The 26,736-nt window shown below is 74.3% G+C and carries 21 protein-coding genes and 1 pseudogene; 10 read left to right on the top strand and 12 right to left on the bottom strand.

Features of this window, described 5'->3' with window-relative positions; genetic code table 11:
* Nucleotides 1–25 precede the first annotated feature (25 nt).
* The 4 genes from SCA03_RS18080 to SCA03_RS18065 form a co-directional block, all read right to left on the bottom strand.
* On the bottom strand, nucleotides 26–2,647 hold the full coding sequence (locus SCA03_RS18080) for a caspase, EACC1-associated type (protein ID WP_158102322.1): 2,622 nt from the start codon (nucleotides 2,645–2,647) through the stop codon (nucleotides 26–28).
* Between the two features lie 19 nt (nucleotides 2,648–2,666).
* The gene (locus SCA03_RS18075; protein WP_086816558.1) at nucleotides 2,667–3,155 is read right to left on the bottom strand and encodes an effector-associated constant component EACC1; all 489 of its coding nucleotides are present in this window, start codon (nucleotides 3,153–3,155) and stop codon (nucleotides 2,667–2,669) included.
* 244 nt (nucleotides 3,156–3,399) lie between these two features.
* Nucleotides 3,400–3,750, bottom strand: a complete 351-nt coding sequence (locus tag SCA03_RS18070; RefSeq protein ID WP_030892743.1) for a hypothetical protein — start codon at nucleotides 3,748–3,750, stop codon at nucleotides 3,400–3,402.
* 80 nt (nucleotides 3,751–3,830) lie between these two features.
* Complete coding sequence (locus SCA03_RS18065) at nucleotides 3,831–5,405, bottom strand: MFS transporter (RefSeq protein WP_371863955.1); 1,575 nt, start codon at nucleotides 5,403–5,405, stop codon at nucleotides 3,831–3,833.
* A gap of 102 nt (nucleotides 5,406–5,507) precedes the next feature.
* Here SCA03_RS18065 and SCA03_RS18060 point away from each other — a divergent pair.
* Nucleotides 5,508–6,529: pseudogene (locus SCA03_RS18060) on the top strand (MmyB family transcriptional regulator).
* A 334-nt stretch (nucleotides 6,530–6,863) separates the two neighbouring features.
* On the opposite strand, the gene SCA03_RS18055 reads toward SCA03_RS18060, so the two are convergent.
* Nucleotides 6,864–8,429 carry an MFS transporter gene (locus tag SCA03_RS18055; protein ID WP_141275496.1) on the bottom strand — a complete coding sequence of 522 codons (1,566 nt, stop codon included), beginning with the start codon at nucleotides 8,427–8,429 and terminating at the stop codon, nucleotides 6,864–6,866.
* Nucleotides 8,430–8,558: 129 nt separating this feature from the next.
* Between SCA03_RS18055 and SCA03_RS18050 the strand changes: the two genes are divergently transcribed.
* Nucleotides 8,559–9,080, top strand: coding sequence for a MarR family winged helix-turn-helix transcriptional regulator (locus SCA03_RS18050; protein ID WP_030882313.1), 522 nt, complete (start codon nucleotides 8,559–8,561; stop codon nucleotides 9,078–9,080).
* 156 nt (nucleotides 9,081–9,236) lie between these two features.
* Entirely contained in the window at nucleotides 9,237–10,379 is a 1,143-nt protein-coding gene (gene dusB / locus SCA03_RS18045) for a tRNA dihydrouridine synthase DusB (RefSeq protein ID WP_030892751.1), read from the top strand.
* A gap of 33 nt (nucleotides 10,380–10,412) precedes the next feature.
* Here the strand turns inward: dusB and SCA03_RS18040 are convergent, their stop codons facing one another.
* Entirely contained in the window at nucleotides 10,413–11,447 is a 1,035-nt protein-coding gene (locus SCA03_RS18040; RefSeq protein ID WP_086815550.1) for an NAD-dependent epimerase/dehydratase family protein, read from the bottom strand.
* A 452-nt stretch (nucleotides 11,448–11,899) separates the two neighbouring features.
* On the opposite strand from SCA03_RS18040, the gene ppdK reads away from it, so the two are divergent.
* A complete protein-coding gene (gene ppdK / locus SCA03_RS18035) occupies nucleotides 11,900–14,638 on the top strand; it encodes a pyruvate, phosphate dikinase (RefSeq protein WP_230988790.1) in 2,739 nt (912 codons plus the stop codon).
* Between the two features lie 283 nt (nucleotides 14,639–14,921).
* Nucleotides 14,922–16,526 (top strand): beta-N-acetylhexosaminidase, encoded by a 1,605-nt coding sequence (locus tag SCA03_RS18030; RefSeq protein WP_086815552.1) that lies wholly within the window; start codon nucleotides 14,922–14,924, stop codon nucleotides 16,524–16,526.
* A gap of 6 nt (nucleotides 16,527–16,532) precedes the next feature.
* Here the strand turns inward: SCA03_RS18030 and SCA03_RS18025 are convergent, their stop codons facing one another.
* Both SCA03_RS18025 and SCA03_RS18020 read right to left on the bottom strand, forming a co-directional pair.
* A complete protein-coding gene (locus SCA03_RS18025) occupies nucleotides 16,533–17,279 on the bottom strand; it encodes a response regulator (RefSeq protein ID WP_030882327.1) in 747 nt (248 codons plus the stop codon).
* Nucleotides 17,276–18,211 (bottom strand): oxidoreductase, encoded by a 936-nt coding sequence (locus SCA03_RS18020; RefSeq protein WP_086815553.1) that lies wholly within the window; start codon nucleotides 18,209–18,211, stop codon nucleotides 17,276–17,278. Before SCA03_RS18020 ends, SCA03_RS18025 begins: the two co-directional genes overlap by 4 nt.
* A gap of 250 nt (nucleotides 18,212–18,461) precedes the next feature.
* Between SCA03_RS18020 and aroQ the strand changes: the two genes are divergently transcribed.
* Nucleotides 18,462–19,004, top strand: coding sequence for a type II 3-dehydroquinate dehydratase (gene aroQ, locus SCA03_RS18015; RefSeq protein WP_230988789.1), 543 nt, complete (start codon nucleotides 18,462–18,464; stop codon nucleotides 19,002–19,004).
* A 36-nt stretch (nucleotides 19,005–19,040) separates the two neighbouring features.
* Here aroQ and SCA03_RS18010 read toward each other — a convergent pair whose 3' ends face one another.
* The 3 genes from SCA03_RS18010 to SCA03_RS18000 all read right to left on the bottom strand — a co-directional run bounded on the left by SCA03_RS18010 (nucleotide 19,041) and on the right by SCA03_RS18000 (nucleotide 22,064).
* Entirely contained in the window at nucleotides 19,041–19,370 is a 330-nt protein-coding gene (locus SCA03_RS18010; RefSeq protein WP_030882334.1) for a cupin domain-containing protein, read from the bottom strand.
* A gap of 66 nt (nucleotides 19,371–19,436) precedes the next feature.
* A complete protein-coding gene (locus tag SCA03_RS18005) occupies nucleotides 19,437–21,062 on the bottom strand; it encodes a class I adenylate-forming enzyme family protein (protein WP_086815554.1) in 1,626 nt (541 codons plus the stop codon).
* A 114-nt stretch (nucleotides 21,063–21,176) separates the two neighbouring features.
* Entirely contained in the window at nucleotides 21,177–22,064 is an 888-nt protein-coding gene (locus SCA03_RS18000) for a LysR family transcriptional regulator (RefSeq protein WP_086815555.1), read from the bottom strand.
* 324 nt (nucleotides 22,065–22,388) lie between these two features.
* Here SCA03_RS18000 and SCA03_RS17995 point away from each other — a divergent pair, with 324 nt between their 5' ends.
* Nucleotides 22,389–23,324 (top strand): AraC family transcriptional regulator, encoded by a 936-nt coding sequence (locus SCA03_RS17995; RefSeq protein WP_030882341.1) that lies wholly within the window; start codon nucleotides 22,389–22,391, stop codon nucleotides 23,322–23,324.
* Nucleotides 23,325–23,398: 74 nt separating this feature from the next.
* On the top strand, nucleotides 23,399–24,190 hold the full coding sequence (locus SCA03_RS17990; protein ID WP_230988788.1) for a helix-turn-helix transcriptional regulator: 792 nt from the start codon (nucleotides 23,399–23,401) through the stop codon (nucleotides 24,188–24,190).
* 55 nt (nucleotides 24,191–24,245) lie between these two features.
* On the opposite strand, the gene SCA03_RS17985 is transcribed toward SCA03_RS17990, so the two are convergent.
* Nucleotides 24,246–24,641, bottom strand: a complete 396-nt coding sequence (locus tag SCA03_RS17985; protein ID WP_086815556.1) for a VOC family protein — start codon at nucleotides 24,639–24,641, stop codon at nucleotides 24,246–24,248.
* A gap of 165 nt (nucleotides 24,642–24,806) precedes the next feature.
* Between SCA03_RS17985 and cutA the strand changes: the two genes are divergently transcribed.
* Together cutA and SCA03_RS17975 are read left to right on the top strand one after the other, a co-directional pair.
* Nucleotides 24,807–25,136, top strand: coding sequence for a divalent-cation tolerance protein CutA (gene cutA / locus SCA03_RS17980; RefSeq protein WP_086815557.1), 330 nt, complete (start codon nucleotides 24,807–24,809; stop codon nucleotides 25,134–25,136).
* Nucleotides 25,137–25,305: 169 nt separating this feature from the next.
* Nucleotides 25,306–26,625: a deoxyguanosinetriphosphate triphosphohydrolase gene (locus SCA03_RS17975; protein ID WP_086815558.1), complete on the top strand. Its 1,320-nt coding sequence runs from the start codon at nucleotides 25,306–25,308 to the stop codon at nucleotides 26,623–26,625.
* The last annotated feature ends 111 nt before the right edge of the window (nucleotides 26,626–26,736 follow it).

Here is a 26,736-nt window from a genome sequence, read left to right as displayed (position 1 = left end):
CGGAGTCCGGAGGCCGCTGTCCGGGCTACCGGCGTGCCTCGGCTATCGCGGCCAGTGCACCGGCCCTGTCACCGGCGTCGGTGACGCGCTGGGCGAGGTGTTCGGCGTACTCGGTGTCCGCGGGGGCCAGGGCCATGACCACATCGCGTAGCGCGACCGACTTCAGCTGCTCGTCCGTGATGCTCTCGGCTGTCCGTCTGGCGCGGTCGGCCCAGCCCGGACTGTGTCGGACGAGTGCGGGCTGGAGGCTCCCCACGTAGAACAGCCCGTGGTCACGCAGCTCGTCCCCGGCCGGGATCCGGCATACGAGGCGCTCGGCTTCGCGGGCGTAGCCGCGCGCCCGGTCGGGGTCGCTCCCGATCAGCGCTTTCCCGGCGACGACCAGGGCGTGCGCCATGGCTGTCCGGGGAAAGCTCCGCTCCTCCTCCGGAATGCTCCTCAGCAGGTGTTCGAGCCCGGGGACGTATCTGTCGACCCGGGCGGGGTCCTCTGCCGCAACGGCCTCTCCCGCAGCGGTCAGTGCGCGCGCGACGTCTCGGAGCGCGAACACCCGCCGCTGCTCCGGGAGGTGGTGAGCCACGGCCTCGGCCTCGGCGAAGAGTTCGTCCGCCCGGCCCGGGGAGGCGACGGCGAGGTGTGTGCCGGCCAGGGCCAGCACGCTCAGCGCCGACGCCAGTTCCAGGGACAGGTCGCCCTCCGGCGTTCGGGCGATGGATATCGCCTCGTGGGCCAGCTCCGCCGCCTGCTCGGCGTCCACCGGAGCAAGGTACTTCCCGACGTGGGCGATGTCGCGCGCGATGGAGCGGTCCAAGCGGCGCTGCTGCGGGACGTCGAGCTGCGGCTTGACGGCCTGGGCCACGCGGAGGAGGCCCACGGCCCGACGGGGATCCCTCTCCGCCAACTGGTACGCGGCGCCGGCCTGCGTCCGCGCGACGCCGATCAACCGGTCGCCCAGCGCCTGGTCGGCGCAGCCCCAGACGACGCTGCGCAGCCTCCCCGCGAGATCGACGACACGGTCGGGGAGGGTCGCGGCCGCCGCCGTGATGAAGGGCAGCGCTCCGGTGAGTGCGCTGAGAGCCTCCGCCTTCTCGTCCAGGGCGATACCAGGAAGTGCCTGCTCCGCCTCTTCCAGCAGCTCCAACGCCTGGTGGTAGTGGCGGTCAAGGGCCATGTCCTTTGCTGTGGCGGACAGTTCCACCACCCGCCGCCCCCACTCCGGGCCGGTGGCGGCTCTGACCTCCCGGGCCCGATGTGTGCCTTCCGGTGAACGGCGCGCGTCCTCCTCGAACCGCTCCCTTTCGTGGACGACCCGGTAGAGGTGTGCGGAGTGTTCCCGCAGACGCTGACGCCACGCCGGCTCGACCTCGCCGACGACGACCGACAGCCTCCAGAACCTCGCGGCCTTGTGCCGCGTATCCGGGAGACCGTGCAACGCCTCCTCCGCCTTCTCCAGGAGCCAGGTCGCCCGGTCGCGGTCCGCGTCGACCACCGCGTACGCCAGGTCGATCAGCCCGGCAGCCCTCGCATCGGGGTCCGCCGTCCCCAGCACGGCCTTCTCGCCCTCTTCGTCGAGACTCCGCGCCCGCGGCGGATCCAGTGCGGCCAGGCAGGTGGCCGCACCGGTGAGAAGGCGAGCTCTCTGGGAGGGGTCGGTGAGGGCGTGGGCGGCCTGCACGACCTCGTCGACCAACTGCCGCGCCTTGCCGGGGTCGACCGCGACCGTCGCGGAGGCGATCCTGGCCAGCAGATCCGACTTGGTGAAGCGGTCCGGGACGGTGCGGGCGGCGTGCTCGGCGGCATCCCGAGCCGCGACGTGGGCGGCCGAGGGCCCGGGTTCCGGATCAGGTGCGGCTTCCTGCTCCCCGTGTTCGTGGGGTGAGCGGTTGCGGAAGTGGATGTGGCGCGTGACGTCGTTCTGCGCGAACAGCTGTGGTTCGGGGCTGTCGCGACCGCGCATACGGCCGCGTACCCGGAGCCAGATGTGCTCCAGACTGATCTCGGGTCCGGCTCCGCTGATGCCCGCCTCCAGCGTGGCGATCAGTTCCCCCGTGAACTCGGGGAACGCGGCGCCGGGCCGCACGAACGAGCGGCTGTGCGGTGGTGCCGACGTCAGGACGCAGTCACCGTAGCCGCTCTCGTCCCACCCGTGAGCCGCTCCGCCGTGTGCACCGGCCTGCCCCTCGGAGTCTTCGTCGAGCGCGGTGGCCAGGTCGTCCCGGGTCGGGGCCCCGGGGGACATGCCACCGGCGATCCCGCTGTAACAGCAGTCCAGGATGGTGACCCTGTGCTTGGCCCGGTGGCCGGCCTGCCTGATCAGGTCGCGGAGCAGGCGGTAGGGCAGGGTGCCGATCTGCGGATAGTCGGGATCGGCGTCGGCCAGCGCCAGGTGAAGGCGCTCGGCCCGGTCCCGTAGTCCGTGCCCGGCGAAGTACACCACCAGCGTGTCCTCCGTGGCCAGGGCGGCGTCCCTGGCAGCCGTCAGGATCTGCTCCTGTGTGCTGTCGGAGGCGAGGACGGTGACGTGTTCGCGCGGGAGTCCCCAGATCGCGGGTTCGCGGAGCAGCCGGGCCGTGTGGGCCGCGCCCGTCGCCGCCGCCGGCATGGCGGCCAGCCCGGCGTGCGTGTAGTCGCCGATCCCGACCAGCACCGCACGGCTCCTGTGCGGGTCAGGAAGCACCGCTCGCCGCCCCGTCGTCCCCGGCGGACGGCCGGGCGCCGTCCTCGCCGTCCTCGCCGTCCGGGCCCGAGCGGCGAGGCGGTGTGTCGCTCCCGCTGTCCTCGGTGTCGCTCAGGAGCCGGGCGAGGCGGGCCGCGTCCTCCGGGCTGCCCTCCTCGATCACCATCCGCAGACCGTTGTGCTCGATCACCAGCCGCGCGCCCGGCCGCCGGCGCGGTGGAAGGGAGGCGCGGAAGTTCAGATGGGAGTAGATCAACCCGGCAGTGGAGAAGCCGGCGCTCAGGCCCAGGCTGATCCACTCCAGCAGCCCGCCGGACATCCCGCCGTCGGCCGGTCCCGGACGTTCGCGAGTGAGCGTGACATACCGGCCCACCGACCGGTCCTCGGCCAGCCAGTCCGCGAACAGCCCGGTGAGGTCACCACCGTCGTCGGCCGTGCCTGTGGTGGCCGTGCCGTCGTCTCCGATGCGTAGCCGCACATGTCCCCCTCGACCTCAGTGCCCATGAGACGGAACCCCCTCGGACCGTGGCCCGCGGTGGGTTGCATTGTGACCCGACCGCGACGGGAGCGGGCGTTCCTGCGCCCGACCGGCTCGACCACCCGTTCCCGCCGACGGGTTGACGGCACGTCGGGGGAACGTCGAAGGAACGTCGAAGGGCCGTCGAAGGAACGCAGCACCGGCGCGCGGCGGTGAAAGGGACGCGGCACCGGTGCGGAGGTGCTCACAGGTGGCGGAGGGCCGCCTCGGCCGTGTCCCCGGGGTGGGTGTTGAACGCGACCTTTGCCCCGGGCGCGAACCGCCTTACGCACTCCACCACTTCCTCGAACAGCCCGACCAGTTCGTCCGGCCTCCGGATCCCGGCACCGACGACCACGACATCCCAGTCCCGCTGCGACAGCGCGTCCCGCATGACGCCCTCGGCCGACCCGTCGGCGACGACGAGCGCCAGGGAGGCGTGAACCCCCTGCTCGCGGAGGCGCTCCAGCTCCGCTTCGACCCCGGAGTGGATCGCCTCGGCGTCGAGGCCGGGAACAGTGCGCGCGTCATAACCGATCACGAGTATGGAAGACATGCATCCAAGCTACGCCCTGCCGAGGCGAGTTGGGGCGGGGTGAGGGCAGGGCCGCCGGGGGGCGGGCGTCGGCCGTCGGCTCACGGCGTGCGCCGTCCGCCGGCGTCGCCTCCGGTCCGCCGCGCCCCGAACAGGGCGTGTGCGGCCAGCGCGACGAGCCCGGCGATCTGCACCAGCAGGGCGACGGCCAGGGCGCCGGACATGCCCAGGTGCGGGACGAGCGCGAGGAAGAGGGAGCCGAGCGTGGCCACACCGAGGGCGAGGCAGGACTGCTGGATCGTCGCGGCGAGCCCGGTGCCGGCGCCGGCCCGCGCGGTGGGGACGGCGGACAGCACGATGCGCAGATAGGTGGGCACCTGGAGACCCTGCCCGGCCCCGCACAGCAGCAGCGCGGGCGCCAGCACGAGCGGCGGCAGCCCGGCCGGCCGCGTGTGCACGAGCGCGATGACGGCGAGCAGCCCGGCCGCCTGGACGAGCGCGCTGAGCGTCAGCACCCGCCCGGTGCCGAGCCGTTCGGTCAGCCGGGACGCGGCGACGGACGAGGCGAACTGGGCGACGCCCATCGGTACCAGGGTGAGCCCGGCCGTCAATGCGCCGAAGCGCAGCCCCTGTTGGAGGACAAAGGCGATCTCGAACATCCAGCTGCTGAACCCGAGGAAGATCGGCAGCCCGGCCAGGGCGCCGCGCCGTACGCCGGGTTGGCGCAGCAGCGAGGGCGGCAGCAGCGGCGTCCCGCCGGAGCGCTCGACGCGCTGTTCGACGGCGTAGCAGGCCCAGCCCAGGAAGGGCGCGGCCACCAGCAGCAGGACGGACCACAGCGGCCACCCGGCGGCGCGCCCCTCGGTGAGCGGCAGCAGCAGCGCCGAGAGGGTGAGGGCGAGCAGCACGGTGCCCGCCAGGTCGCCCTTGGCGGGGTGCGCGGAGCGGCTGTCGGGGACGTGGCGGGCCCCGAGCAGCAGGGTGAGCGCGACGACGGGCACGTTCACGAGGAAGATCGCCCGCCAGCCGGTGCCGCCCAGGTCGGCGGCGACCAGCACCCCGCCGAGGATCTGCCCGAGCACGATGGACAGCCCGCTGACGGAGCCGAACAGCCCGACGGCGCGGGCGCGTCGGGCGCCCTCGGTGGTGGCCTGGATGCTTGCGAGGATCTGCGGGAACAGCAGCGCGGAGGCGGCGCCCTGGGCGAGGCGTGCGGCGATCAGCCACCACACGCCGGGCGCGAGCCCGCAGGCGAGCGAGGTGACGCCGAAGGCGGCAGCGCCCCACAGGAAGAGCCGCTTGCGGCCGTGGCTGTCGCCGAGCCGGCCGCCGAGGACCAGCAGCGCGGCGTAGGCGACGGCGTAGCCGGCGACGACCATCTCCAGGGCGGCGGAGGAGGCGTGCAGATCGGCTTCGATGCTGGGGAAGGCGACGTTGACGATGAAGAAGTCGATGACGGGCAGCGCGGCGCCGAGCAGCAGCGTGCCCAGCCCGAGGGGCCGCAGGGTGTCCTGCGCGGCGCCGGGCCCGCCGCCCTCCGGCGGGGTCGCCGCCGGGCCGGGCGTCGCGTCGCCGCCGAGGGGGGTACCGCCGACGCTGCCCGGTGTGCTGCCGGGCGCGCTGCCGGCGGCGCCACCGGGGGCGTCACCGGGGATGAGGGAGGAGTTCTTGGTCACGGGTCGAGCCTGGGCGCCCCGTGAGCCTGGTACCAGACGGTCGTTGTCCTGGTACCCGCACTACCTGGCAACGGTCCCGCCGGAGGCTGCATCCTGGGGAGCATGAGCGAGGGCGCAGGCCGGAGCACGGCGACGGCGACACCACGGTCCGGCGGGCACGGGCACCCGGCGGCGCGACCCCGCGCGGGCGGGGAGCCCGGGGCCGCGCTCCCCGTGCGGCGGACTCCCGGCCCGGCCGAGGAGCCGGCGGACGGGGCGGACGGGGCGCACGGGGCCCGCCGCCGGGCGCTGGCGGCGTTCCTGCGCAGCCGCCGCGAGCGGGTCTCCCCGGAGCAGGTGGGCCTGCCGCGCGGCCGGCGCCGCCGTACGCCGGGGCTGCGCCGCGAGGAGGTCGCGCACCTCTCCGCGGTGGGCGTCACCTGGTACACGTGGATCGAGCAGGCCCGGGACATCACGGTCTCGGCGCAGGTGCTGGACTCCTGGCACGCGCCCTGCTGCTGGACTCCAGCGAGCGCGCCCATCTGTTCGCGCTGGCCGGGACGCCCGATCCGATGCCGACGGACGCGGTGGACACGCTGCCCTGCGGCGTCCGGCAGATGCTGCGCCAGCTCGAACCGTTCCCGGCGCTCGTGCAGAACGCGCGGTACGACATCCTCGCCTACAACACCGTCTACGGCGGCCTGCTGACCGACCTGGACGCCGTGGCACCGTGCGACCGCAACTGCATGTGGCTGTCGTTCACCCACCCCGGCTGGCAGGCGGCGATGCCGGACCGGCAGGAGACGGTCCGGCAGATGACGGCCCGGTTCCGGGCCCGGATGGCCGAGCATCTGGCCGAGCCCGCGTGGAAGGCGCTGCTGTGCCGGATGCAGCGCGAATCGCCCGAGTTCCGCGAGCTGTGGGAGCGGCACGAGGTGGCGCGCGCCGTCGACCACCGCAAGAGCTTCGACAACCCGCACGTGGGCCGCCTCCACTTCACCTTCCAGGGCCTGTGGCTCAACCCGGCCGAGGGCGCCCGGCTGGGCGTCTACGTCCCGGCGGACGACGGGACCCACGCCGGAGTGACGAAGCTCCACACCCTGCTCACGGAACGCACCACCGCCTCCGCCGCCACCACCGGCTGAACCGGACCTGTCGGTCGAGCCGCGTGGCCGCCCCTGGTTGAGCAGCACCGCTGTCGGCCGGGCCGCACCGCCACACCGGTCGAACCGCGTCCCCGCCCCTGGTCGCGCCGCACCGCCAGTACCGGTCGAACGGCGTCCCCCTGGTCGAGCTGCCCCGCTACTGGTCGAACCGCGTCCCCGCCCCCGGCCGAACCCCACCGCCGGTACCGGCTCAACCGCGCGCCGCCCACCCCGGCCGAACCGCGCCGCGACCGGCGGACGGCGTCCCCACGGCACCCGGCGGCAGGCCGCTCACCGGCCCGGGCCCGCCCCGGCGCACCGCCCGCCCGGCTCGTCACCCCACCGGCCCGGTGACCACCGCACCGGTGTCCGCCTTCCCGGCGGCCTCCGCGGAGGCTCCCCCGGCGGCCTCACCGGCTGTCTCCTCGGCGGCTCCCCCGGCGACCGCTTCCCGCTCCTCCTCCGTCACCGCCGTCCGCGGCAGCCACAGACACAGCAGCGCGCAGGCGACGGCCGCGGCGAGCGCCCAGGGCGCGGCGTGCAGGAAGGCGTCGGTGAGGCCGTCCCGGGTGCGGTCGAAGAAGGCGGCGCCGATGGCGGCGACCCCCACGGCCCCGCCGAACTGCTGCCCGGTGGTGAAGATCCCGGAGGCGGCGCCCGCGATCCCGGCGGGCACGGCGGACAGCACGACGTCCACGAGCGGCACCACCAGGAAGCCCAGCCCGGCGCCGGCCAGCAGCAGCCCGGGCACCAGCGGCCAGGCCCCGGTGTGCACGGCGGCTGAGCCGTCCACGGCGAGCCACACCAGCCCGTAGCCGACGGCCATCAGGGCCGCGCCCGCCACCAGGACGAGCCGCCCGAAGCGCACGGCCAGGGCCCCGGCGACCGGCGCGGTGAGGAACCCGCCGACCGCGAAGGCCACGGTCACCACCCCGGCCTGGAGCGGGGTGTAGCCCTGCCCGGCCTGGAGCCACAGGGTGAGGACGAGGAAGAAGCCCTGCATACCGACGGCGAACAGCAGTTGGACGACGAGGCCCGTGCTGAAGGCCCCGTTGCGGAAGGCCCTGGCGGGCAGCAGCGGCGCGGTGCGTCCCTGCCGGGCGGAGCGGCGGCGCGGTTCCAGCACGGCGAGGCCGAGTACGGCGAGCACACCGGCGGCCATGCACAGCCAGCCCCACACCGGCCAGCCCCAGGACTCGCCCTGCACCAGCGGCAGGACGACGGCGACGAGCCCGCCGGCGAGCAGCAGGCTGCCGGGCAGATCGGGCCGCCGGGCGGAGCGTTCGCCGACGGACGGCACGAGCAGCACTCCGGCGACGAGGGTGACGGCGGCGACGGGCACATTGATCAGGAAGATGCTGCGCCAGCCCCAGCCGAACAGGTCGGCGTCGGTCAGCACCCCGCCGAGCAGCAGCCCGATCGCGGACGCGAACCCGGCGACGCCCCCGTACATGCCGAACGCGGCGCCGCGCTCCCTGCCGTGGAAGAGGGTGCGGAACGCGCCGAGCACCTGCGGCATGACGAGCGCGGCGGCCACGCCCTGCACGGCGCGTGCGGCCACGAGCTGCCCGGGGGTCTGAGCGATGCCGCAGGTCAGGCTGGCGAGGCCGAACAGTGCCGTGCCGGTGAGGAAGAGCGGTTTGCGGCCGTAGCGGTCGCCCAGGTGTCCGGAGACGATCAGCGTCCCGGCGAATCCGAGCATGTACGCCGACATCAGCCACTGGAGGGCGCTCTCGGGGGCGGCCAGATCGCGTCCGATGGAGGGCAGGGCGACGTTGACGATCGTCACATCCACCATGTCCATCAGCGCGGCGACCATCAGTACGACGGCGGCGGCCCAGCGCAGCGGGTGGGCGCCGGGCGGGGCGGAGCCCGGGGCGGGCGGGGGAGCGGTGGACATGGAGGTCTCCGTTTCTGCCGGTTGCTGCCGAGATTTATTTCGTTCGGACTAACGAAAGAGTTGCACGGAGTCGGCACAGGGGCAACTCTTTCGTTCAGGCGAACGAAATATGGCTGCTAGCCTGTGCCCATGGGCAGCGAGCCGGAGGAGACACCGGGGCGGGAGGGGCGGCGCGAGCGGGTGATCGCCGAACTCATCGACGCCGAGCGCGAGATGAGCACCGTCGCCGTGATGTTCCACAGCCTGATCGCCGCCAAGCGCGGCCTGAACGCGACCGAGACCAAGGCGCTCGACTGGCTCCAGCGCGAGGGCCCGCTCACCGCGAAGGAGCTGGTCCAGCGCTCGGGCCTGGCCCCCGCCTCGGTCACCGGTCTCGTCGACCGCCTGGAGCGCAAGGGCTATGTGCGCCGTGTGCCGCACCCCACCGACCAGCGCCGCGTCCTCGTCGAGATGCGGCCCGAGGGCCAACGGGATCTGGAGCCCCTGTTCGTGGACTTCCTCGCCGAGATCGAGCAGCTGCACGAGGGCTTCAGCACCGAGGAGCTGGAGCTGATCGGCCGCTATGTCACCGAGGCCACCCGCCGCCAGCGCCGCGCCGCCGCCCGCCTCGCCGGCCGCGACCCGGATGCCCCGGAGAGCGGCACGGACTGACGGCGTGCCGACGGCTCGGCGTATCCGCCGCGAGGGGCTCCCGGAGGCTCACCGGCGGGCGGCGCGCGGCATGGGGGACAATGGAGGGCCGCCCGGCCCCGTCACGGGACACCGCGAGACACCGCGAGATACGAGGACAAGCGAGGACCGCCCCCCATGCCCCAGCCGTTGCAGATCGGACCGCACACCGTCACCACACCCGTGGTGCTGGCGCCGATGGCCGGGATCACCAACGCACCGTTCCGGACGCTGTGCCGGGAGTTCTCCGGTGGTGAGGGGCTGTTCGTCAGCGAGATGATCACCTCGCGGGCGCTGGTCGAGCGGAACGAGAAGACGATGAAGCTCGTCCACTTCGACGCGGGCGAGAAGCCGCGCTCCATCCAGCTGTACGGGGTGGACCCGGTCACCGTCGGCAAGGCCGTCCGCATGATCGCGGAGGAGGGGCTGGCCGACCACATCGACCTCAACTTCGGCTGCCCCGTGCCCAAGGTCACCCGCAAGGGCGGCGGCTCGGCCCTCCCGTACAAGCGCCCGCTGCTGCGCGCCATCCTGCACGAGGCCGTCACCGGCGCGGGCGGCCTGCCGGTGACGATGAAGATGCGCAAGGGTATCGACGACGACCATCTGACGTTCCTGGACGCCGGCCGGATCGCCGTCGAGGAGGGCGTCACCGCGATCGCGCTGCACGGCCGCACCGCCGCACAGCACTACGGCGGTACCGCCGACTGGGAGGCCATCGCCCGGCTGAAGGAGGCGGTCCCCGAGATCCCGGTGCTGGGCAACGGCGACATCTGGTCGGCCGACGACGCGGCCCGGATGATGCGGGAGACCGGCTGCGACGGCGTCGTCGTCGGCCGCGGCTGTCTGGGCCGCCCCTGGCTCTTCGCCGATCTGGTCGCCGCGCTCTCGCCCGGGGGCGCGGGCCCGGACGGCTTTGCGCGCCCCACGCTGCGCGAGGTCGCCGACGTGATGGTCCGGCACGCACGGCTGCTGGGGGAGTGGCTGGGCGACGAGAACCGCGGCGTGATCGACTTCCGTAAGCACGTCGCCTGGTACACCAAGGGCTTCTCCGTCGGCTCGGAGTTCCGCAAGCGTCTCGCCGTCGCCGGCTCGCTGGCCGAACTGCGCTCCCTGCTGGACGAGTTGGACCTCGACCAGGAGTGGCCGCCCGGGGCGGACGGCCCGCGCGGTCGCACCCACTCCCGCAACAAGGTCGTCCTCCCGGACGGCTGGCTGGCCGACCCGTACTCCTGCGACGCCGTCACCGCCGAGGCCGAACTGGACACCTCCGGCGGCTGATCCGGCGGCCGGTCCGGTGGCGCGGCACCGCGCTCAGCCCAGACCGCAGGCGGCCAGCAGCTCCGCCTCCCGTTCGGCCGTGATCCCCACGGGCCGGCGGTCCGCCCGCTGCGGCGCCGTCCCGCCGAGCCGGCGCAGCCACTCCCAGGTGTCGGCGACGGTCTCCCCGACGGGCCGGCAGCGCAGGCCCTCGGCGAGCGCGCGCGAGGGGTCCGTGTGGTGCAGGGCGTCGTGGATCCGGCCCGGCGGCGTCCACACCGGCAGCTCCTCCCACGGCTCGGCGCCCGCGGCGACGAGCGCCTCCGCGTCCGCCCAGCGCGGCTCGGCCACCGAGCCGGTGACCCGGACGACGGTCTCCAGCAGTTCGCCCATGGTGGTGTGCCCGGGCCGCGACACCAGGCTCCACGGGCCGCTCAGCCCCTTGTCCGCCGCGTCCAGCAGCCACCGGACGAGATCGCGGACGTCGATGTACTGCACGGGCAGCCCCGCGGGCCCCGGCGCGAGCATCGGCCCGCCGCGCGCCGCCCGGTTCAGCCACCAGGGCAGCCGCCCGAGGTTCTCGCCCGGGCCGAGCACGAGGCCCGGCCGTGGCAGCAGCGCACGCCCCCCGGATCCGGGCCCGCCGACGTCGCCGAAGACGCTCAGCACGGCCAGCTCCCCGCCCCGCTTGGCCCGCGCGTAATCCTCGGCGGCCCCCTCGGAGTCGTCGCCGGGGTCGCCCTCCACCACCGGGCTCTCCTCGGTGAGGCCGGGCGGGCTCGGGAAGGGGTGCACCGAGAGGCTGGAGACGTAGGCGTAGCGGCCGGTGCGGCCCTCCAGTTCGCGGGCGGAGCGCAGTACGGCGGCCGCCGCCCCGGTCCAGGTGTCCACGACGAGGTCCCAGGGGCCGTGGCCGTGCAGCGCGTCCAGCCCGTCGGGTGCGGTGCGGTCCCCGAAGAGCGCCGTCACCCCGGGCGGTGCCGGGTGTCTGCCGCGGTGCAGCACGGTCACCTCCGCTCCCCGCCGGAGCGCCTCCTCGACGAGGGCGCGTCCCACGAACTCCGTTCCGCCCAGCACCAGTAGCTTCATGCGTCCACTGTGCGCCCGGGGCACGGGGCGGCTCCGGCGTTCAGCCGTGGGCGGATTCCGCGCCCGGGTGCGCCCGGCCGTCCGGATGCTGAGACGGTCCCTCGTTCGTGCCGCGTGATTCGCGCCACCTTGATAAGGGTCTCGCTCATATGAGCGCTCAGATGTGAGCTGTAGTTCTCCAAGGAGCAGCCCGCGCTTTTACTGAGCCTTGGTTCATTTCCTGTTCTCAATTCTCGCTCTCCGTGCTGGATTTGAGCCCTCGGATTGCGGAACGCGAGATTCGGTTCGAGGAGTGAATGGGCCCACCATTCACGGTCGGAACGGCGTTACTTTCGATCTCTCGGCAGATGGGTGGTTACGGCCGTGTGACGTGCCGCTGGGCGTACCTCAAAGCCTTTGATCTGGGTACGCTCCCGGCCGTCAGGGCAACCGACCACGAGGAGCCGAGTCCGGTGCCGGTTCACACACAAAACGCTGAGAACGCGAAGGCCGCTGAGAGCGCGCAACAGCGGAAGTTCGTCTACGACTTCAGCGAGGGCAACAAGGACCTCAAGGATCTCCTCGGCGGGAAAGGGGCCAACCTCGCCGAGATGACCAACCTCGGCCTTCCCGTCCCTCCCGGCTTCACCATCACCACCGAGGCGTGCAAGGCGTACCTCGCCTCGGGCGAGGCACCTTCGGCCCTCCGCGACGAGGTCGGCTCCCATCTGGCCGCGCTGGAGGGGAAGATGGGCAAGAAGCTCGGCCAGGCCGACGATCCGCTGCTCGTCTCCGTCCGCTCCGGTGCGAAGTTCTCGATGCCGGGCATGATGGACACCGTCCTCAACATCGGCCTGTCCGACGCCTCCGTCGAGGGCCTGGCCGCGCAGGCCGGCGACGAGCGGTTCGCCTGGGACTCCTACCGCCGCCTCATCCAGATGTTCGGCGACACCGTGCTCGGCATCGACGGCGAACTGTTCGCCGACGCGCTGGAGACGGCCAAGAACAGCCGCGGCGTCACCACCGACGTGGACCTCACGGCGGACGATCTGCGCGGGCTCGTCGAGGAGTTCAAGGGCATCGTCGTCCGCGAGACCGGCCGCGAGTTCCCGCAGGAGCCGCGCGAGCAGATGGACCTGGCCATCCGCGCGGTCTTCGACTCGTGGAACGGCGACCGCGCCAAGCTCTACCGCCGCCAGGAACGCATCCCGCACGACCTGGGCACGGCCGTCAACGTGTGCTCGATGGTCTTCGGCAACCTCGGCCCCGACTCGGGCACCGGCGTCGCCTTCACCCGGGACCCGGCCAGCGGCCAGCAGGGCGTCTACGGCGACTACCTCCAGAACGCGCAGGGCGAGGACGTCGTCGCCGGGATCCGCAACACGGTGCCGCTCGCCGAACTGGAACAGCTCGACAAGAAGTCCTACGACGAGCTGATGCAGATCATGGAGACCCTGGAGACCCACTACCGGGACCTGTGCGACATCGAGTTCACGATCGAGCGCGGCAAGCTGTGGATGCTCCAGACCCGCGTCGGCAAGCGCACGGCCGCCGCCGCGTTCCGTATCGCCACCCAACTCGTCGACCAGGGGCTCATCGACGAGCCCGAGGCCCTCAAGCGGGTCACCGGCGGCCAGCTCGCGCAGCTGATGTTCCCCCGCTTCGACAACGGCGCCAAGGGCGAGCAGATCGGCTGGGGCATCGCCGCCTCGCCGGGAGCCGCCGTCGGCAAGGCCGTCTTCGACTCCTACACCGCGATCAAGTGGTCGCGCTCCGGCGAGAAGGTCATCCTCATCCGCCGCGAGACCAACCCCGACGACCTGGACGGCATGATCGCCGCCGAGGGCATCCTCACCTCGCGCGGCGGCAAGACCTCGCACGCGGCCGTCGTCGCCCGCGGCATGGGCAAGACCTGTGTGTGCGGGGCCGAGGAGCTGGAGGTCGACACCAAGCGGCGGCGGCTGACCGCGCCCGGCGGTGCCGTGATCGACGAGGGCGACACCGTCTCCATCGACGGCTCCACCGGCAAGGTCTACGCCGGTGAGGTGCCGGTCGTACCGTCCCCCGTCGTCGAGTACTTCGAGGGCCGGATGCACGCCGGCGCCGACGACGCCGACGAGCTGGTCAAGGCCGTGCACCGGATCATGGCCTACGCCGACCGGGTCCGCCGGCTGCGGGTGCGGGCCAACGCCGACAACGCCGAGGACGCCTCCCGGGCCCGCCGGTTCGGCGCCCAGGGCATCGGTCTGTGCCGCACCGAGCACATGTTCCTCGGTGAGCGCCGGGAGCTGGTCGAGCGGCTCATCCTCGCCGACACCGAGGTGGAGCGGAAGGAGGCGCTGGGCGCCCTCCTCCCGTTGCAGAAGGACGACTTCGTCGAGCTGTTCGAGGCCATGGACGGGCTGCCCGTCACGGTCCGGCTCCTCGACCCGCCGCTGCACGAGTTCCTGCCGGACATCACCGAGCTGTCCGTCCGGGTCGCCCTGGCCGAATCGCGCCGCGAGCCGCACGAGAACGAACTGCGGCTGCTCCAGGCCGTGCACCGGCTGCACGAACAGAACCCGATGCTCGGGCTGCGCGGGGTGCGCCTCGGGCTCGTCATCCCCGGCCTGTTCACCATGCAGGTGCGGGCCATCGCCGAGGCCGCGGCCGAGCGGATCGGGGCCAAGGGCGATCCGCGCGCGGAGATCATGATTCCGCTCGTGGGCACCGTCCAGGAGCTGGAGATCGTCCGCGAGGAGGCCGAGCAGGTCATCGCTGCGGTCGAGCGGGAGCACGGCGTCGAGTTGACGCTGGCGCTCGGCACCATGATCGAACTGCCGCGTGCCGCGCTGACGGCCGGCCAGATCGCCGAGTGCGCCGACTTCTTCTCCTTCGGCACCAACGACCTCACCCAGACCGTGTGGGGCTTCTCCCGCGACGACGTCGAGGCCAGCTTCTTCACCGCCTACCTGGAGAAGGGCATCTTCGGCGTCTCCCCGTTCGAGACGATCGACAAGGACGGCGTCGGCAAGCTCGTCCGCGACGCGGCCGCGGCCGGGCGCGCTTCCCGGCCCGGTCTGAAGCTCGGCGTGTGCGGCGAACACGGCGGCGACCCCGACTCGGTGCACTTCTTCCACGAGGCCGGGCTCGACTACGTCTCCTGCTCGCCGTTCCGCATCCCGGTCGCCCGGCTGGAGGCCGGGCGCGCGGCAGCCGCCGGTGACGGCTGACCCACGGCCACCGGGCCTCCACGTCCGCGCCTGAACCCTCACCCGCGGACCGGGGCCCGGCACCGAGGGGGCGGCATCCGTGCGGGGGTGCCGCCCCCCTCCTCTTTTCTCCGACGGAATCCCGGCCGGAATCCCGGCCGGAATCTCCGCCGGAATTCCGGACCGCATGGCGCCGGGGATCGATTCCCGCCGCTCCCGAGGGTGTTGCGGGAGCCGGAACAACTGGTAGATACCACTGAGCACGTGGGTTTCCGTTCGTTCCTGTTCCCTACCGGAGGCAGTGGTGACAGAAAACGAGACCTTCCACCGCACCGGGCCCAGCAGACGCGCCCTCACGGCGGGGTTCGCCGCGCTCGCCGCCGGCGGCCTCGGGGGGCCGCTCGCCGGACGGGCCACGGCCGCCACCCCGCCGGGCCCGGCCGGGGCGCCCACGGTCGTCCCCGCCCTGCGCGAATGGACCGGCGCCCAGGGCACGTTCGAGGTCACCCCCGCCACCCGCGTCGTCGTCCCGCACGGCGACGCCCGGTTGCTGGCCCTCGCCCGCGCCTTCACCACCGAACTGGAGGAGACGACCGGACTGCGGCTGCGCCGGCCCGGCAGCGCCGGACACCGGCCCCGCGCCGGGGAGATCACGCTCGCCGTCGACCCCTCCGACCACCACCCGCGCGGCGGGGAACGCTACCGGGACGAGGGCAGCCGCCTCACCGTCACCCCGCGCCATGTGAGCGTCACGGGGCCCGCCTACGCCGGCGTCGTCTGGGCCACCCGGAGCCTGTTGCAGATCCTCACCGGCTCGCCGCGCGGCGACGCGCTGCCCGCCGGCACCGCCGTCGACTGGCCCGCCTACGCGCGCCGCGGCTTCATGCTGGACGTCGGACGCCGCTGGTTTTCCCCCGCGTTCCTCCGCGACTACATACGGGTGCTCAGCTGGTACAAGTTCAACGACTTCCAGATCCACCTCAACGACAACGAGATCGAGCCGCCCGACGGCGACTGGAGCCGCGCACAGTGCGCCTTCCGGCTCGCCTCCGACGACCCCGCCTGGGCCGGACTGGCCGCCGCCGACGGCTCCTTCGACCGCGCCACCTGGGACGGCTTCGAGGATCTCGCCGCCCTGCACGCCGTCCGCCTCACCCCGGAGATCGACGCGCCCGCGCACTCTCTGGCTTTCGTCCGGTTCCGCCCGGACATCGGCCTGGACGGCGGCGCCTCGGACCACCTCGACCTGGCCAACCCGGCCGCGACCGCCTTCATGAAGGACCTGTTCACCCACTTCACGCCCTGGTTCCGCAGCCCCGTCGTGCACTACGGGGCCGACGAGTACGGCGGACCCGTCGAGCAGTACCGCGGCTACTTCAACGCCATGGCCGCCCATCTGCGCGGCCTCGGCAAGCAGCCGGCGGCCTGGGGCAGCCTCGGCCGGATCGGCGGCACCGCCGACGGCTACGACAAGAGCGTGCGCATGTACAGCTGGAGCAACGGCTGGTACGGCCCCCGGGCCATCCGCAAGGACGGCTTCGAGTACCTCAACATCAACGACGCCACGCTCTACATCGTCCCGTTCGCCGACTACTACCACGGCGACGGACTCGACGGACGGTACCTCTACGACGAGTGGGCCCCGCACGTCTTCCCCGACGGGCAGAGCGTGCCGCCCGGCGACCCCGCGCTGCACGGCGCGCTCTTCGCCGTCTGGAACGACCTGGTGCACGAGGACTACGACGAACTCGACGTGCACGGGCTCGTCGAGGGGACCCTCGGCGTCCTCGCGCAGAAGATGTGGGCCGCCGCGCCCGCCCCCGGCACCGGCTACGACGCCTTCCAGGAGCGCGTGGCGGCACTCGGCCTCGGCCCCGGTCTGGAGCGGGTGCGCAACACCTCCGGCTGAGGCCCCTCAGCCGTCGGCGGCGGGCGGCCCGGCGACCCGGTGGTAGCGGCGCTCCGGGCGGCCCGCCGTGCCGTACCGCAGGGTCACGGTGGCCGTCCCGGTGGCCACGAAGTGCTCCAGATAGCGCCGGGCGCTCACCCGGGACAGCCCGCTGCGCTCGGCGCACTCGGACGCCGACACCCCCGCACCGTCCGCACCCTCCTCCAGGGCGCGGCGCACCAGCGCCGAGGTCTGCTCCGTCAGCCCCTTCGGCAGCGCCGTGCCGGTGCGGGTGGCCAGCGCGGTGCTCCCCGGCGCGCGCGACCCGTCCGCCGGGGAGGTGCCGAACACCCGGTCCAGCTCGTCCTGGCCGGGCGCCGACAGCTGCTCGAACTCCCGCCGCTCGCGGGCGTACCGCTCCAGCCGCTCGCTCAACAGCCGGCCCTCGAACGGCTTGACGATGTACTGCACCGCACCGCCGTGCCGCGCCGCCCGCACGCTCGCCGCGTCCCGCGCCGCGGTGATCACCAGCACGTCGGGGCCGCCGCCCGGCACCCCGTCCCCGCGCAGCCTGCGCAGCACCTCCAGGCCGTTCAGATCCGGCAGATACAGATCCAGCAGCACCAGATCGGGCACCAGCTCCCGCACCCGGGCGAGCGCCGCCGCACCGGTGTGCGCGACCCCCGCCACCTCGAACCCGGGCATCCGCGCGACCAGCGTGCCGTGCAGCCGGGCCACCATCGGATCGTCGTCGACGACGAGCACCCGGATCACGCGGCCACCTCCAGCGCGCCGTACTCGCCCGCACCGACCCCGGTCAGCCGCTCCGAGGCCGCCCACAGCAGCGCGGCGGCACGGTCGTCCCGCGTCCACGGGGCGCGCGGCGAGGACACCGGGGCGCCCCGCGCCAGCAGCCGGGGCCCGATGAACGCGTCCGGCGCGACCTCCGGGGCCGTCGCGGCGTACAGCAGCGGCAGCGCGCCCCCGCGGGCCGGCTGGGCCGCGAGCCGGTTGCCCAGCCGCATGAACCGCTCGACCGCGCGTCTGCCCTCCAGCCGGGCACCCGCCGTCTGGAGACCGGTGTCCGCGTAGCCGGGATGCGCCGCGGCGGCGATCAGCGCGGTGTGCCGCGCCCGGCGTGCCAGCTCGTGCGTGAACAGCAGATTCGCCGTCTTGGCGCGTGCGTAGGCCGTCCAACGGCCGTACCGCGCACGGGAGTCGAGGTCCCGCAGATCGATGTTCGCCAGCGCGTGCAGACCGCTGGAGACCGTCACCACGCGCGGTGCCGGCGCCGCGAGCAGCCGCTCCAGCAGCAGGCCGGTCAGCGCGAAGTGGCCCAGATGGTTCACCCCGAACTGCGTCTCGAAGCCGTCCGCCGTGGTGCCGTACGGCAGCGCCATCACACCCGCGTTGTTGATCAGCAGATCCACCCGCGCGTCCGGCAGTTCCTTGGCGAACGCGCGCACGGAGGACAGATCCCCCAGATCCAGCGGGCGCAGCAGTGTGCGCTCCGCCGCCTCCGGCAGCTCCCGCACCAGCCGCTCGCGCGCCGCGGCACCCCGCTCCTCGCTGCGGCAGGCCAGCACCACTCTGGCGCCCCGCCGGGCCAGCTCCCTGGCCGTCACATATCCGAGCCCGCCGTTCGCGCCGGTCACGACCGCCGTACGGCCGCTCTGGTCCGGCATGTTCCGTGCTGTCCAGCCCATCGCCGTCGTGCTCCTCGCCCCGCGCTCGATGGCCCTGCCGCGCCCCGCCGGACGGGTACGCTCCGTGGCCCCGTGCGTCAGGAGGCTAGCCGCCCGTCCGGTGCCGGTCGAGGTCGGCGGTGCGCACCTCACGGCCCCGCCGCCGCCCCGCCACCGGCACGCCACCGGGTCCTCACCGGGCCCCCACCGATCGGCCACCGCACACCCACCGGCCGGGGGAGGGGCCGACGGCACGGCCTAGGCTGCCGCCATGAACGCGAACCCCGCACCGTCCCCGGCGTCCCCGGTGTCCTCGGCGTCCTCGGCCTCCCCGGCCCGCATCCTCCTGCTGCACGGGCCCAATCTGAACCTCCTGGGCGAACGCGACCGCGCCACCTACGGCAGCACCACACTGCGCGACATCGAGGAGCGCACCACCGCGCTCGGCGCCGAACTGGGCGCCGAGGTGCGGTGTGCGCAGAGCAACAGCGAGGGCGCGCTCATCGACCTGGTGCACTCCACCCGGACCGGTGACGACGGCATCGTCTTCAACCCCGGCGCCTACGCGCACTACAGCTACGCGCTGCGGGACGCCCTGGAGGCCGTCGCCGGACTCGGGGTGCCCTGCGTCGAGGTGCACATCTCCAACGTCCACGCGCGCGAGACCTTCCGGCACACCTCCGTGACGGCGCCGGTCTGCCAGGGCATGGTCTCCGGCCACGGCGACTTCGGATACGAACTGGCGCTGCGCTCCGTGCTGCACCGCGTCGCGGAGTGGCGCGCGGCCGGGACGGCGCGGTCGGCCCGCGGCTGACGCCCGCGCCGGCCCGCCCGCCGGGGCAGCGCCGGCTCACGCCGGCTCCGTCTCGGTGACGGCGGTCAGCAGGAAGACGGCGTCCTCCAGCGCGAGGATCCCGTGCCGCAGCGGCGGCACACGCTGGATCTGGCCGGCGCCGATGTCCTGGTCGGCGGAGCCCTCGGTGAGCCGGATGCGGCCCTGGAGCACATGGATGCTCGCGGCGGGCGGGGTGTTGTGCTCGTTCAGCTCCGAGCCCTCCGTGAGCGCGATCACCGACTGCCGCAGCGGACCGTCGTGCAGGAACAGGTGTGCGCTGCGCCCGTGCGGATCGTTCCTCGCCAGCGCCATGTGCTCGGCCGCCAGTGCGGTGACGTCATCCATTCCCCCATCGTGCCGCCCACACCGCACACCGCAACCGGGGAGCCCGCCCCGCGCCCGCGCTGCCGCTCACCCCGCGAGCCGGGAGCGCAGCAGCTGCTTGTCCGGCTTGCCCGCGGGCGTCAGGGGCAGGGAGGGCAGCAGCCGCACCGTGGCCGGGGTGTACAACCGTCCCTTGCGCGCGGTGACGAAAGCGCTCAGCTCCTGCGGCGTCGGGCGGGCTCCGGCAGCGGGCACCACGGCGATGTGCACCCGCTCCACCGCGTCCTCGTCCCTGCTGCCGAACACCGCGCACTGGGCGACGTCGGCACGGCTCAGCAGCAGCTCCTCCAGCTCCGCCGGGTGAACATGGCCGCCGACGACCACGATGGTGTCCTTGAGCCGGTCCACGAGGTAGAGACGGCCGTCCTCGTCCAGGTGGCCGATGTCGCCCGTGCGGACCCAGCCGTCCTCGGACAGCACCTCGGCGGTCAGCTCGGGCTGGTTCCAGTAGCCCCGCATCACAGTGGGCGAGCGCACCAGGATCTCCCCCTGCTCACCGGGCGGCAGGGCCGTGCCGTCGGCGTCCCGGACGAGCAGCTCCACATCCGGCAGGGCCCGGCCGACGGTGAGCTGTCCGTCGGGGCCCGGCCTGGACAGCTCCTCCGGGCCCGCCTCGGCGATGAGCTGCGTCTCGGTCTGCCCGTACAGCGCGTACAGCACGGGCCCCAGCACCTCGGCCGCGCGCCGCAGCCGGGACGGTGAGGCGGCGGTGCCGCCGTAGCTGATCCGGCGCAGGCTGGACAGATCGGTGCGGGGCAGGTCCGGGTGGTCGAGCAACCGGTGGAGCAGCGGCGGCAGCAGCCAGGTGTCGGTGACGCGTTCGCGGGCGATCGCGGCCAGCGTGTCCCCCGGCTCGAAACCGGGCCGCAGCACGACCGAACCGCCGTGCAGGAGCGCCGTGTCGGCGAAGACCCCCGCGAGGTGGGCGAGCGAGGTACAGGCCAGATAGCGGAGCGGGACGCCGGCGCCGGGGAGCGGGCGCTCCAGGCTCCGCCGGTAGGAACCGTGGGACATCCGGACGCCCTTGGGGATTCCGGTGGTTCCGCCGGTGTGCCGGATGCACCAGTCGTCGTCCGGACCCACCCGGGCTCTCGTCGGCAGCGCCGGACGCCGGGCAGCGGCGGCCAGCACGTCCTCGGCGAAGCCGCCCGGGCCCAGCGAGAGCACACGCGGCGCTGCGGACGGCTCCGGGGCGTCGCCGTGCGCGTGCGGGGCGTCGAACAGCCCGAGCAGTTCGCTGACGACGGGCCCGTTCGCCTCGTCCGCCAGCAGCAGGGAGCAGTCCACGCTCGCCATCAGCCGGGCCATGACGGCCGCGCTCGTGCCCTCGTAGAGGACGACCACCCGGGCACCGGCCAGATTGACGGCGTAGCGCGCGACGAGGGCCTCGGCGGTGTTGCCGGCGAGCAGGGACACCGTGGTCCCCCGGGCCACCCCGCGCTCCGCCAGCTCCCCGGCGAGCCGCAGGACGCGGCCGTGCAACCGCCCCGCGGTGATCTCCGTACCGTCGGCGGCCGTGACGACCGCACGGGACGGCCGCGCGGCCAGCACCCGCAGGACGGCCTCCACATAGCTCTCGAACACCCCCGTCCCGGCGGCTGTTTCCGCTGCCCCGGCGGTGGTGTCCTCGGCGGCGGTGCGTCGGTTCGTCATCGGCAGCTCCCTCGTCCGGACCGGCGGCTGGCCAGCGGCTGCCCGGCAGCGGTGGACGCCGACGACGCTAGGGCCGGGCCCGGCCCCGCTTCCACGACCGGTTCCGTCATGTGCTCATGGCCCGTCGGGCATGAGCAGCTCACCGGCCAGCCGGCGGAACTCCCGTGCGGCGGGCGAGAGATAGGCGTCCCGGCGCCACACCAGGGTCAGTGTCCGGTGGCAGTCGGCGGCATCGAGCCGCAGCCAGGACACCGGGCCGTGCTCGCCCAGGGAGCGGCGGGCGACGGCCGGCATCAGGCCGATCCCCACCCCGGCACCGATGAGTTCGGGCGTCGCCGCGGCCTCGTCCCCCTCGCACACCACCTGCGGGGCGAGTCCCTCCCGGGCGAACAGACGCTCCAGCAGGACGCGTTGCCAGTGGCCGGGGCGGGTGCTGACGAAGCCCTCGCCGGCCAGTTCGGCCACCGTCACGCGGTCGCGGGCCGCCAGCGGATGTGTCCACGGCACGGCGAGCAGCACCTCTTCCCGCGCCAGCCGACTGGTGCACAGCTCGGGCCCGGCCAGCGGCTGGGAGGCCAGTGCGAAGTCCACCTCGGCCGTGCGCAGGTGCTGCCGCATCGAGTCCACCGGTGCCTGGAACAGGCGTACCGTCGCGCCGGGGCGGCGTGCCCGGAAGGCGGACAGCACCCCGGCGAGCTGGAGCAGCGTCTCGGCGGCGACGGCGACCCGGCCCGGTGCTCCGCCCGCGGCGTCGGTCATCTCCCGCCGGGCGTCGTCGAGTTCGGCCAGCGCACGGTCCACCCGGCGCAGAAGGGCAGCGCCGTGCGCGTTGAGCCGGACGCTGCGCCCCCGCCGGTCGAACAGCGGGACGCCCAGCTCGGCTTCGAGCCGGATGACGGTCCGGCTCACCGACGGCTGGGCCACCCGGAGTTCCTCCGCGGCACGGCTGATGTGCTGGTGGCGGGCCACGGCCTGGAAGTAGCGCAGAGACAGCAGGTCCATGCCGGTAGTGTCACCGGCCCCGCACACGTCCGGCCGGCGCCCCGGACCCGGGCACCGCCCGTAGGCTGCCGTCCAGCGGGCGGCCGGCGGCCGGGCCGGTCGGGTGGTCGGGCCGCCGACGGCCCGGGGGAGGGGAGGACCGTGCGGCAGCGGAAGCGGGAGCAGCGCGAGCGGCGGGCGTACCGGGAACAGCAGGGGCACCAGGAGTACCAGGAGCACCAGGGGCATCCGGAGCAGCCGCAACACCGGAAACAGCAGCAGCAACAGCGGGAAGGGAAGCGGCCGGAGGAGCGGGCGCAGTCGGAGGATCCGCTCACCGAGGCGCTGACCGGTGTGCTGGAGGACGCCCGGGCCAGGGGCGGGGCCTTCCACCGTGCGCTGTTCGCGCCGCCCTGGGCGGTACGGGTGCAGGACGGTGCGCCGCTGTCGCTGGCCGCCCTGGTGCGCGGGTCCGGCTGGGTGCTGCCCGGGCCGGAGCCGGAGCCGGTCCGGATGGAGCCCGGGGACGTGGCGGTGCTGCGCGGGCCCCTGCCCTATGTGCTGGCGGACGCGCCGGACACCGAGCCGGACCTCGTCGTCCAGCCCGGGGACTGCTGCACCACCCCCGACGGTGTCGACATGTGCGAGCAGCTCGAACTGGGCGTGCGCACCTGGGGCCGCAGCCCGGACGCCCCCACCCTGGTGCTCACCGGCAACTACCAGCTCCGGGGCGATCTGGGCAGCCGGCTGCCGGCCACCCTGCCGCCCGTGCTGGTGCTGCGCGCGGCCGAGTGGGACGCGGATCTGCTGGCCGTCGTCGCCGATCAGGTCGTCAAGGACGCGCCCGGCCAGCAACTGGTGCTGGACCGGCTGCTGGACCTGCTGTTGATCTCCGTGCTGCGTGCCTGGTTCGCACGCCCCGAGGCGGACGCGCCCGCCTGGTACCGCGCCCAGGCCGACCCGGTCGTCGGCACCGCGCTGCGGCTGCTGCACGAACAGCCCGCGCACGGCTGGACGGTGGCCTCGCTCGCCGCCGGGGCCGGGGTCTCCCGGGCGGGACTGGCGCGGCGGTTCACCGGGCTGGTGGGCGAGCCCCCGATGACCTATCTCGCGCGCCGGCGCATCGACATGGCCGCGCGCCTGCTGCGTGAGCCGGACGCGACGCTCGGCACGGTCGCCCGCAAGGTCGGCTACGCCGACGGCTTCGCGCTCAGCGCCGCCTTCAAACGGCTGCGCGGGGTGAGCCCCGCCGAACACCGGGCCGCCGCCGGGGCCGGGTGAGCCCGCCCTTGCCAACCGCCGCCCGGCGCGGGCCCGTCGGGATCGCCGCCGGGCCGTTGTCGGTCGGTCGCGGCATGCTGGAAGCCATGTACGAGGAACGCGGCGCACGGCTGCCCGGCGCCACGCTGTGGACGAGCACGCCGGACGGGCCCGGCGCCACCGGGCGCGTGCTGCCCGACGGCTGCATGGACCTGCTGGTGTGGCAGGGCACCCTCACCGTCGCCGGGCCGGACAGCCGCGCCTACCTGACCACCGACGCGGGCGGCGCACCCGTCACCGGGCTGCGGCTGCCGCCCGGCACCGGTCCCCGCGTGTTCGGCGTCCCCGCCCGTGAACTGCGCGACCGGCGGGTGCCGCTCGACGCGCTGTGGCCGGCCGCCGAGGTGCGCCGGCTGCACGGCCGTCTCGCGGCCGGGGCCGATCCGGGCCGCCTGCTGGAGGCGGTGGCCGCCGGCCGGCTGGCCGCCGGGCGCGGGCCGGATGCCGAGCCGCGGCGGCGGGCGCTCGTCGACGCCGTCGTGGCGGCGGCGCGCCGGGGCGAGAGCGTCGGCGGGACGGCGTGGCAGGCCGGGCTGAGCGAGCGCCAGCTGCACCGCCGCTGCCTGGACGCCTTCGGCTACGGAGCCAAGACCCTCGCCCGGATCCTGCGCATGCACCGCGCACTCGACCTCGCCCGTGCGGGCCTGCCGCTGGCGGGGACGGCCCTGCGCGCCGGCTACGCCGACCAGGCCCATCTGTCCCGCGAGATACGGGCGTTGGCCGGCGTACCCGTCACCGTGCTGCTGCGCCCGGCGTCGCCGACGGCCGCCGCGCCGGGCCCGGGCGGCGGCCGGTCCCGGGAGCGTCCGGGGCCCGGCGGTGGCTGAGCGCGGCCCCCGGCGGTGTTCCGGCCCGACAGCGCCGGGCGGTGCGGAACCGCCGTCAGGACAGCGGTGCGAACAGGTCGACGGTGTTGCCGTCCGGATCGAGCACGGTCGCGTACCGCTGGCCCCAATCGGCGTCCCACGGCGCGTGGTGTCCCCGGTATCCGGCGTCGGTCAGCTCGGTCCAGCACGCGTCGACGTCCGCAGGGGAGTCGCACCGGAAGGCCAGGCCGATCCGGCTCTGCCCCCGGGGCGGAGCCGTCCATTCCGGGTCGAAGGAGCGGACCACGCCCTCGGTGTCCCAGGCGAGGCGCAGCCCGCCCGGCAACTGTGCCTCCACATGCGGGGCCCCGTCCGCCTCCGGGGGCAGTGCGAGGCCGAGCCGCCGGTAGAAGGCGAGGGAGGCCGCCATGTCGGCGGTGACGATACCGATGAGGTCGAAGCGTGGTGTCATGCCCGCACGCTAAGTGCCCGCCGGCGGACCGGTCTTGAACGAATCGGACGCACCGGCCCCAGCAGCCGTCGTGCGTCACCGCGCGTGCCGCTCCGCTCCGGCCGCCCGCTTCCCGATCCCGCTCCGGCGTCCCGCACACCCCCGGCCCGCGGCTACCGTGGCCGCATGGCCGAGATCCTCACCGTGCTGACGACCACCGACTCCGAGGAGAGCGCCCGTACGCTCGCCGCCGGCGCCATCGAGCGGAGAGTGGCCGCCTGTGCCCAGATCAACGGGCCCGTCACCTCCGTCTACCGCTGGGAGGGGCAGGTGCAGACGGACCCGGAGTGGCAGGTGTTCTTCAAGACCGCCGCCGCCCGCTACGACGCGCTGGAGCAGTACCTCCGCGCGGCGCACGACTACGACGTCCCCGAGATCATCGCCACCCCGGTGGTGCGCGGCGGCGCCGACTACCTGGAGTGGGTCGCGGAGGAGACGAAGGAGACGGACCGGTAGGGGAGACGGAGCGGCAGCGGCGGAGAACGGCGGAAAACGGCGGAAAGCAGCGGAAGAGGGGCAGAGGCGGGAGGGCGGCGGGAGCCCGGCGGTCTGCTCGCCCGGTCCGGCCGCCCGGGGGGAGGATCCCGGGCCGCCGCCCGGCGCCCGGTGCGGTTACCGTCGGCGTATGCGCACGTACGGAACACCCGTACCCGAGAGCACGGACGGGCCCGCGGGCCCCTGCTACGCCCCCTCCGATGTCGAACGCTGGGTGCCCGAACCCGACAAGCGGCCGGGCCGCACGGCGTTCCAGCGCGACCGTGCCCGAGTGCTGCACTCGGCCGCGCTGCGCCGGCTGGCGGGCAAGACCCAGGTGGTCGCGCCCGGCACCGGGAGCCCCGCCTGGGACGCGGCACCGCGCACCCGGCTCACCCACACCCTGGAGTGCGCCCAGGTCGGACGCGAGCTGGGCGCCGCGCTGGGCTGCGACCCCGACGTCGTCGAGGTGGCCTGCCTCGCCCACGACCTGGGGCATCCGCCCTTCGGGCACAACGGCGAGAAGGCGCTGGCCGAGATCGCCGAGCCGATCGGCGGCTTCGAGGGCAACGCGCAGTCGCTGCGGCTGCTGACCCGGCTGGAGCCCAAGCGGTTCGCGCCCGGGCAGGGCGGCACGCCCGGCCGGCTCGCCGTCGGGCTCAACCTCACCCGCGCGGCCCTGGACGCCGCCACCAAGTACCCGTGGCGCCGCGGCGGCCGTCCCGGCGCCCCCGCCTCACCGAAGTTCGGCGTCTACGACGAGGACCTGCCCGTCTTCCGCTGGCTGCGCTCCGGCGCCCCCGAGACCCGGCGCTGCTTCGAGGCGCAGGTCATGGACTGGTCGGACGACGTGGCCTACTCCGTGCACGACGTCGAGGACGGTATGCGGGCCGGCCATCTCGACCCGCGGCTGCTGCTGTCCGGCCCGGAGCGGCGCGACATCTTCACCGTCGCCCTCGCCCGGTACGCGCCCGGCACCGACGCCGGCGCGCTCTCCGCCGCCCTGGACCGGCTGCTCGCGCAGGACTGGTGGCCGCACCGGTTCGACGGGACGGCCCTCGCCCAGGCCCGGCTCAAGGACGCGACCAGCCAGCTCATCGGCCGGTTCTGTCTGGCCGCCGAGTCCGCCACCCGGGACGGGTACGGCACCGGCCGGCTCACCCGCTACGCCGCCGAACTGGTCGTCCCGGAGGGCATCCGGCTGGAGGTCGCCGTCCTCAAGGCCGTCGCCGACCGCTATGTGATGCAGCGGCCCGACCTGGAGCGGCTCCGCGCCGAGCAGCGCGTCGTGCTCGCCGAGCTGGCCGAGGCGCTGCGCGAGCGCGCCCCCGAGGGGCTCGACCCGCAGTTCGCCGCGCTGCACGCGGAGGCGGCCGGCGAGCAGGAGCGGCTGCGCGTCGTCGTCGACCAGATCGCCTCCCTCACCGACGCCTCGGCCCGCTCCCTGCACCGCGCCATGACGACCCCGTGATCGCACGCTGACGGACGGTGTGGGAGCGTTCCCCGCGAAGCTCCCGGCCCGCGTCCTTCCCGCCCTGCCGCCCCGCCGTCCCGCCGCCGCGTCGCCCGGAACTCCACGCGC

It is taken from the genome of Streptomyces cacaoi, from assembly GCF_006539165.1.
Taxonomy (GTDB): Bacteria; Actinomycetota; Actinomycetes; order Streptomycetales; family Streptomycetaceae; genus Streptomyces; species Streptomyces cacaoi.
The sequence above is the reverse complement of the archived record's forward strand: the minus strand, read 5'-3'. Positions and strand labels throughout refer to the sequence as shown.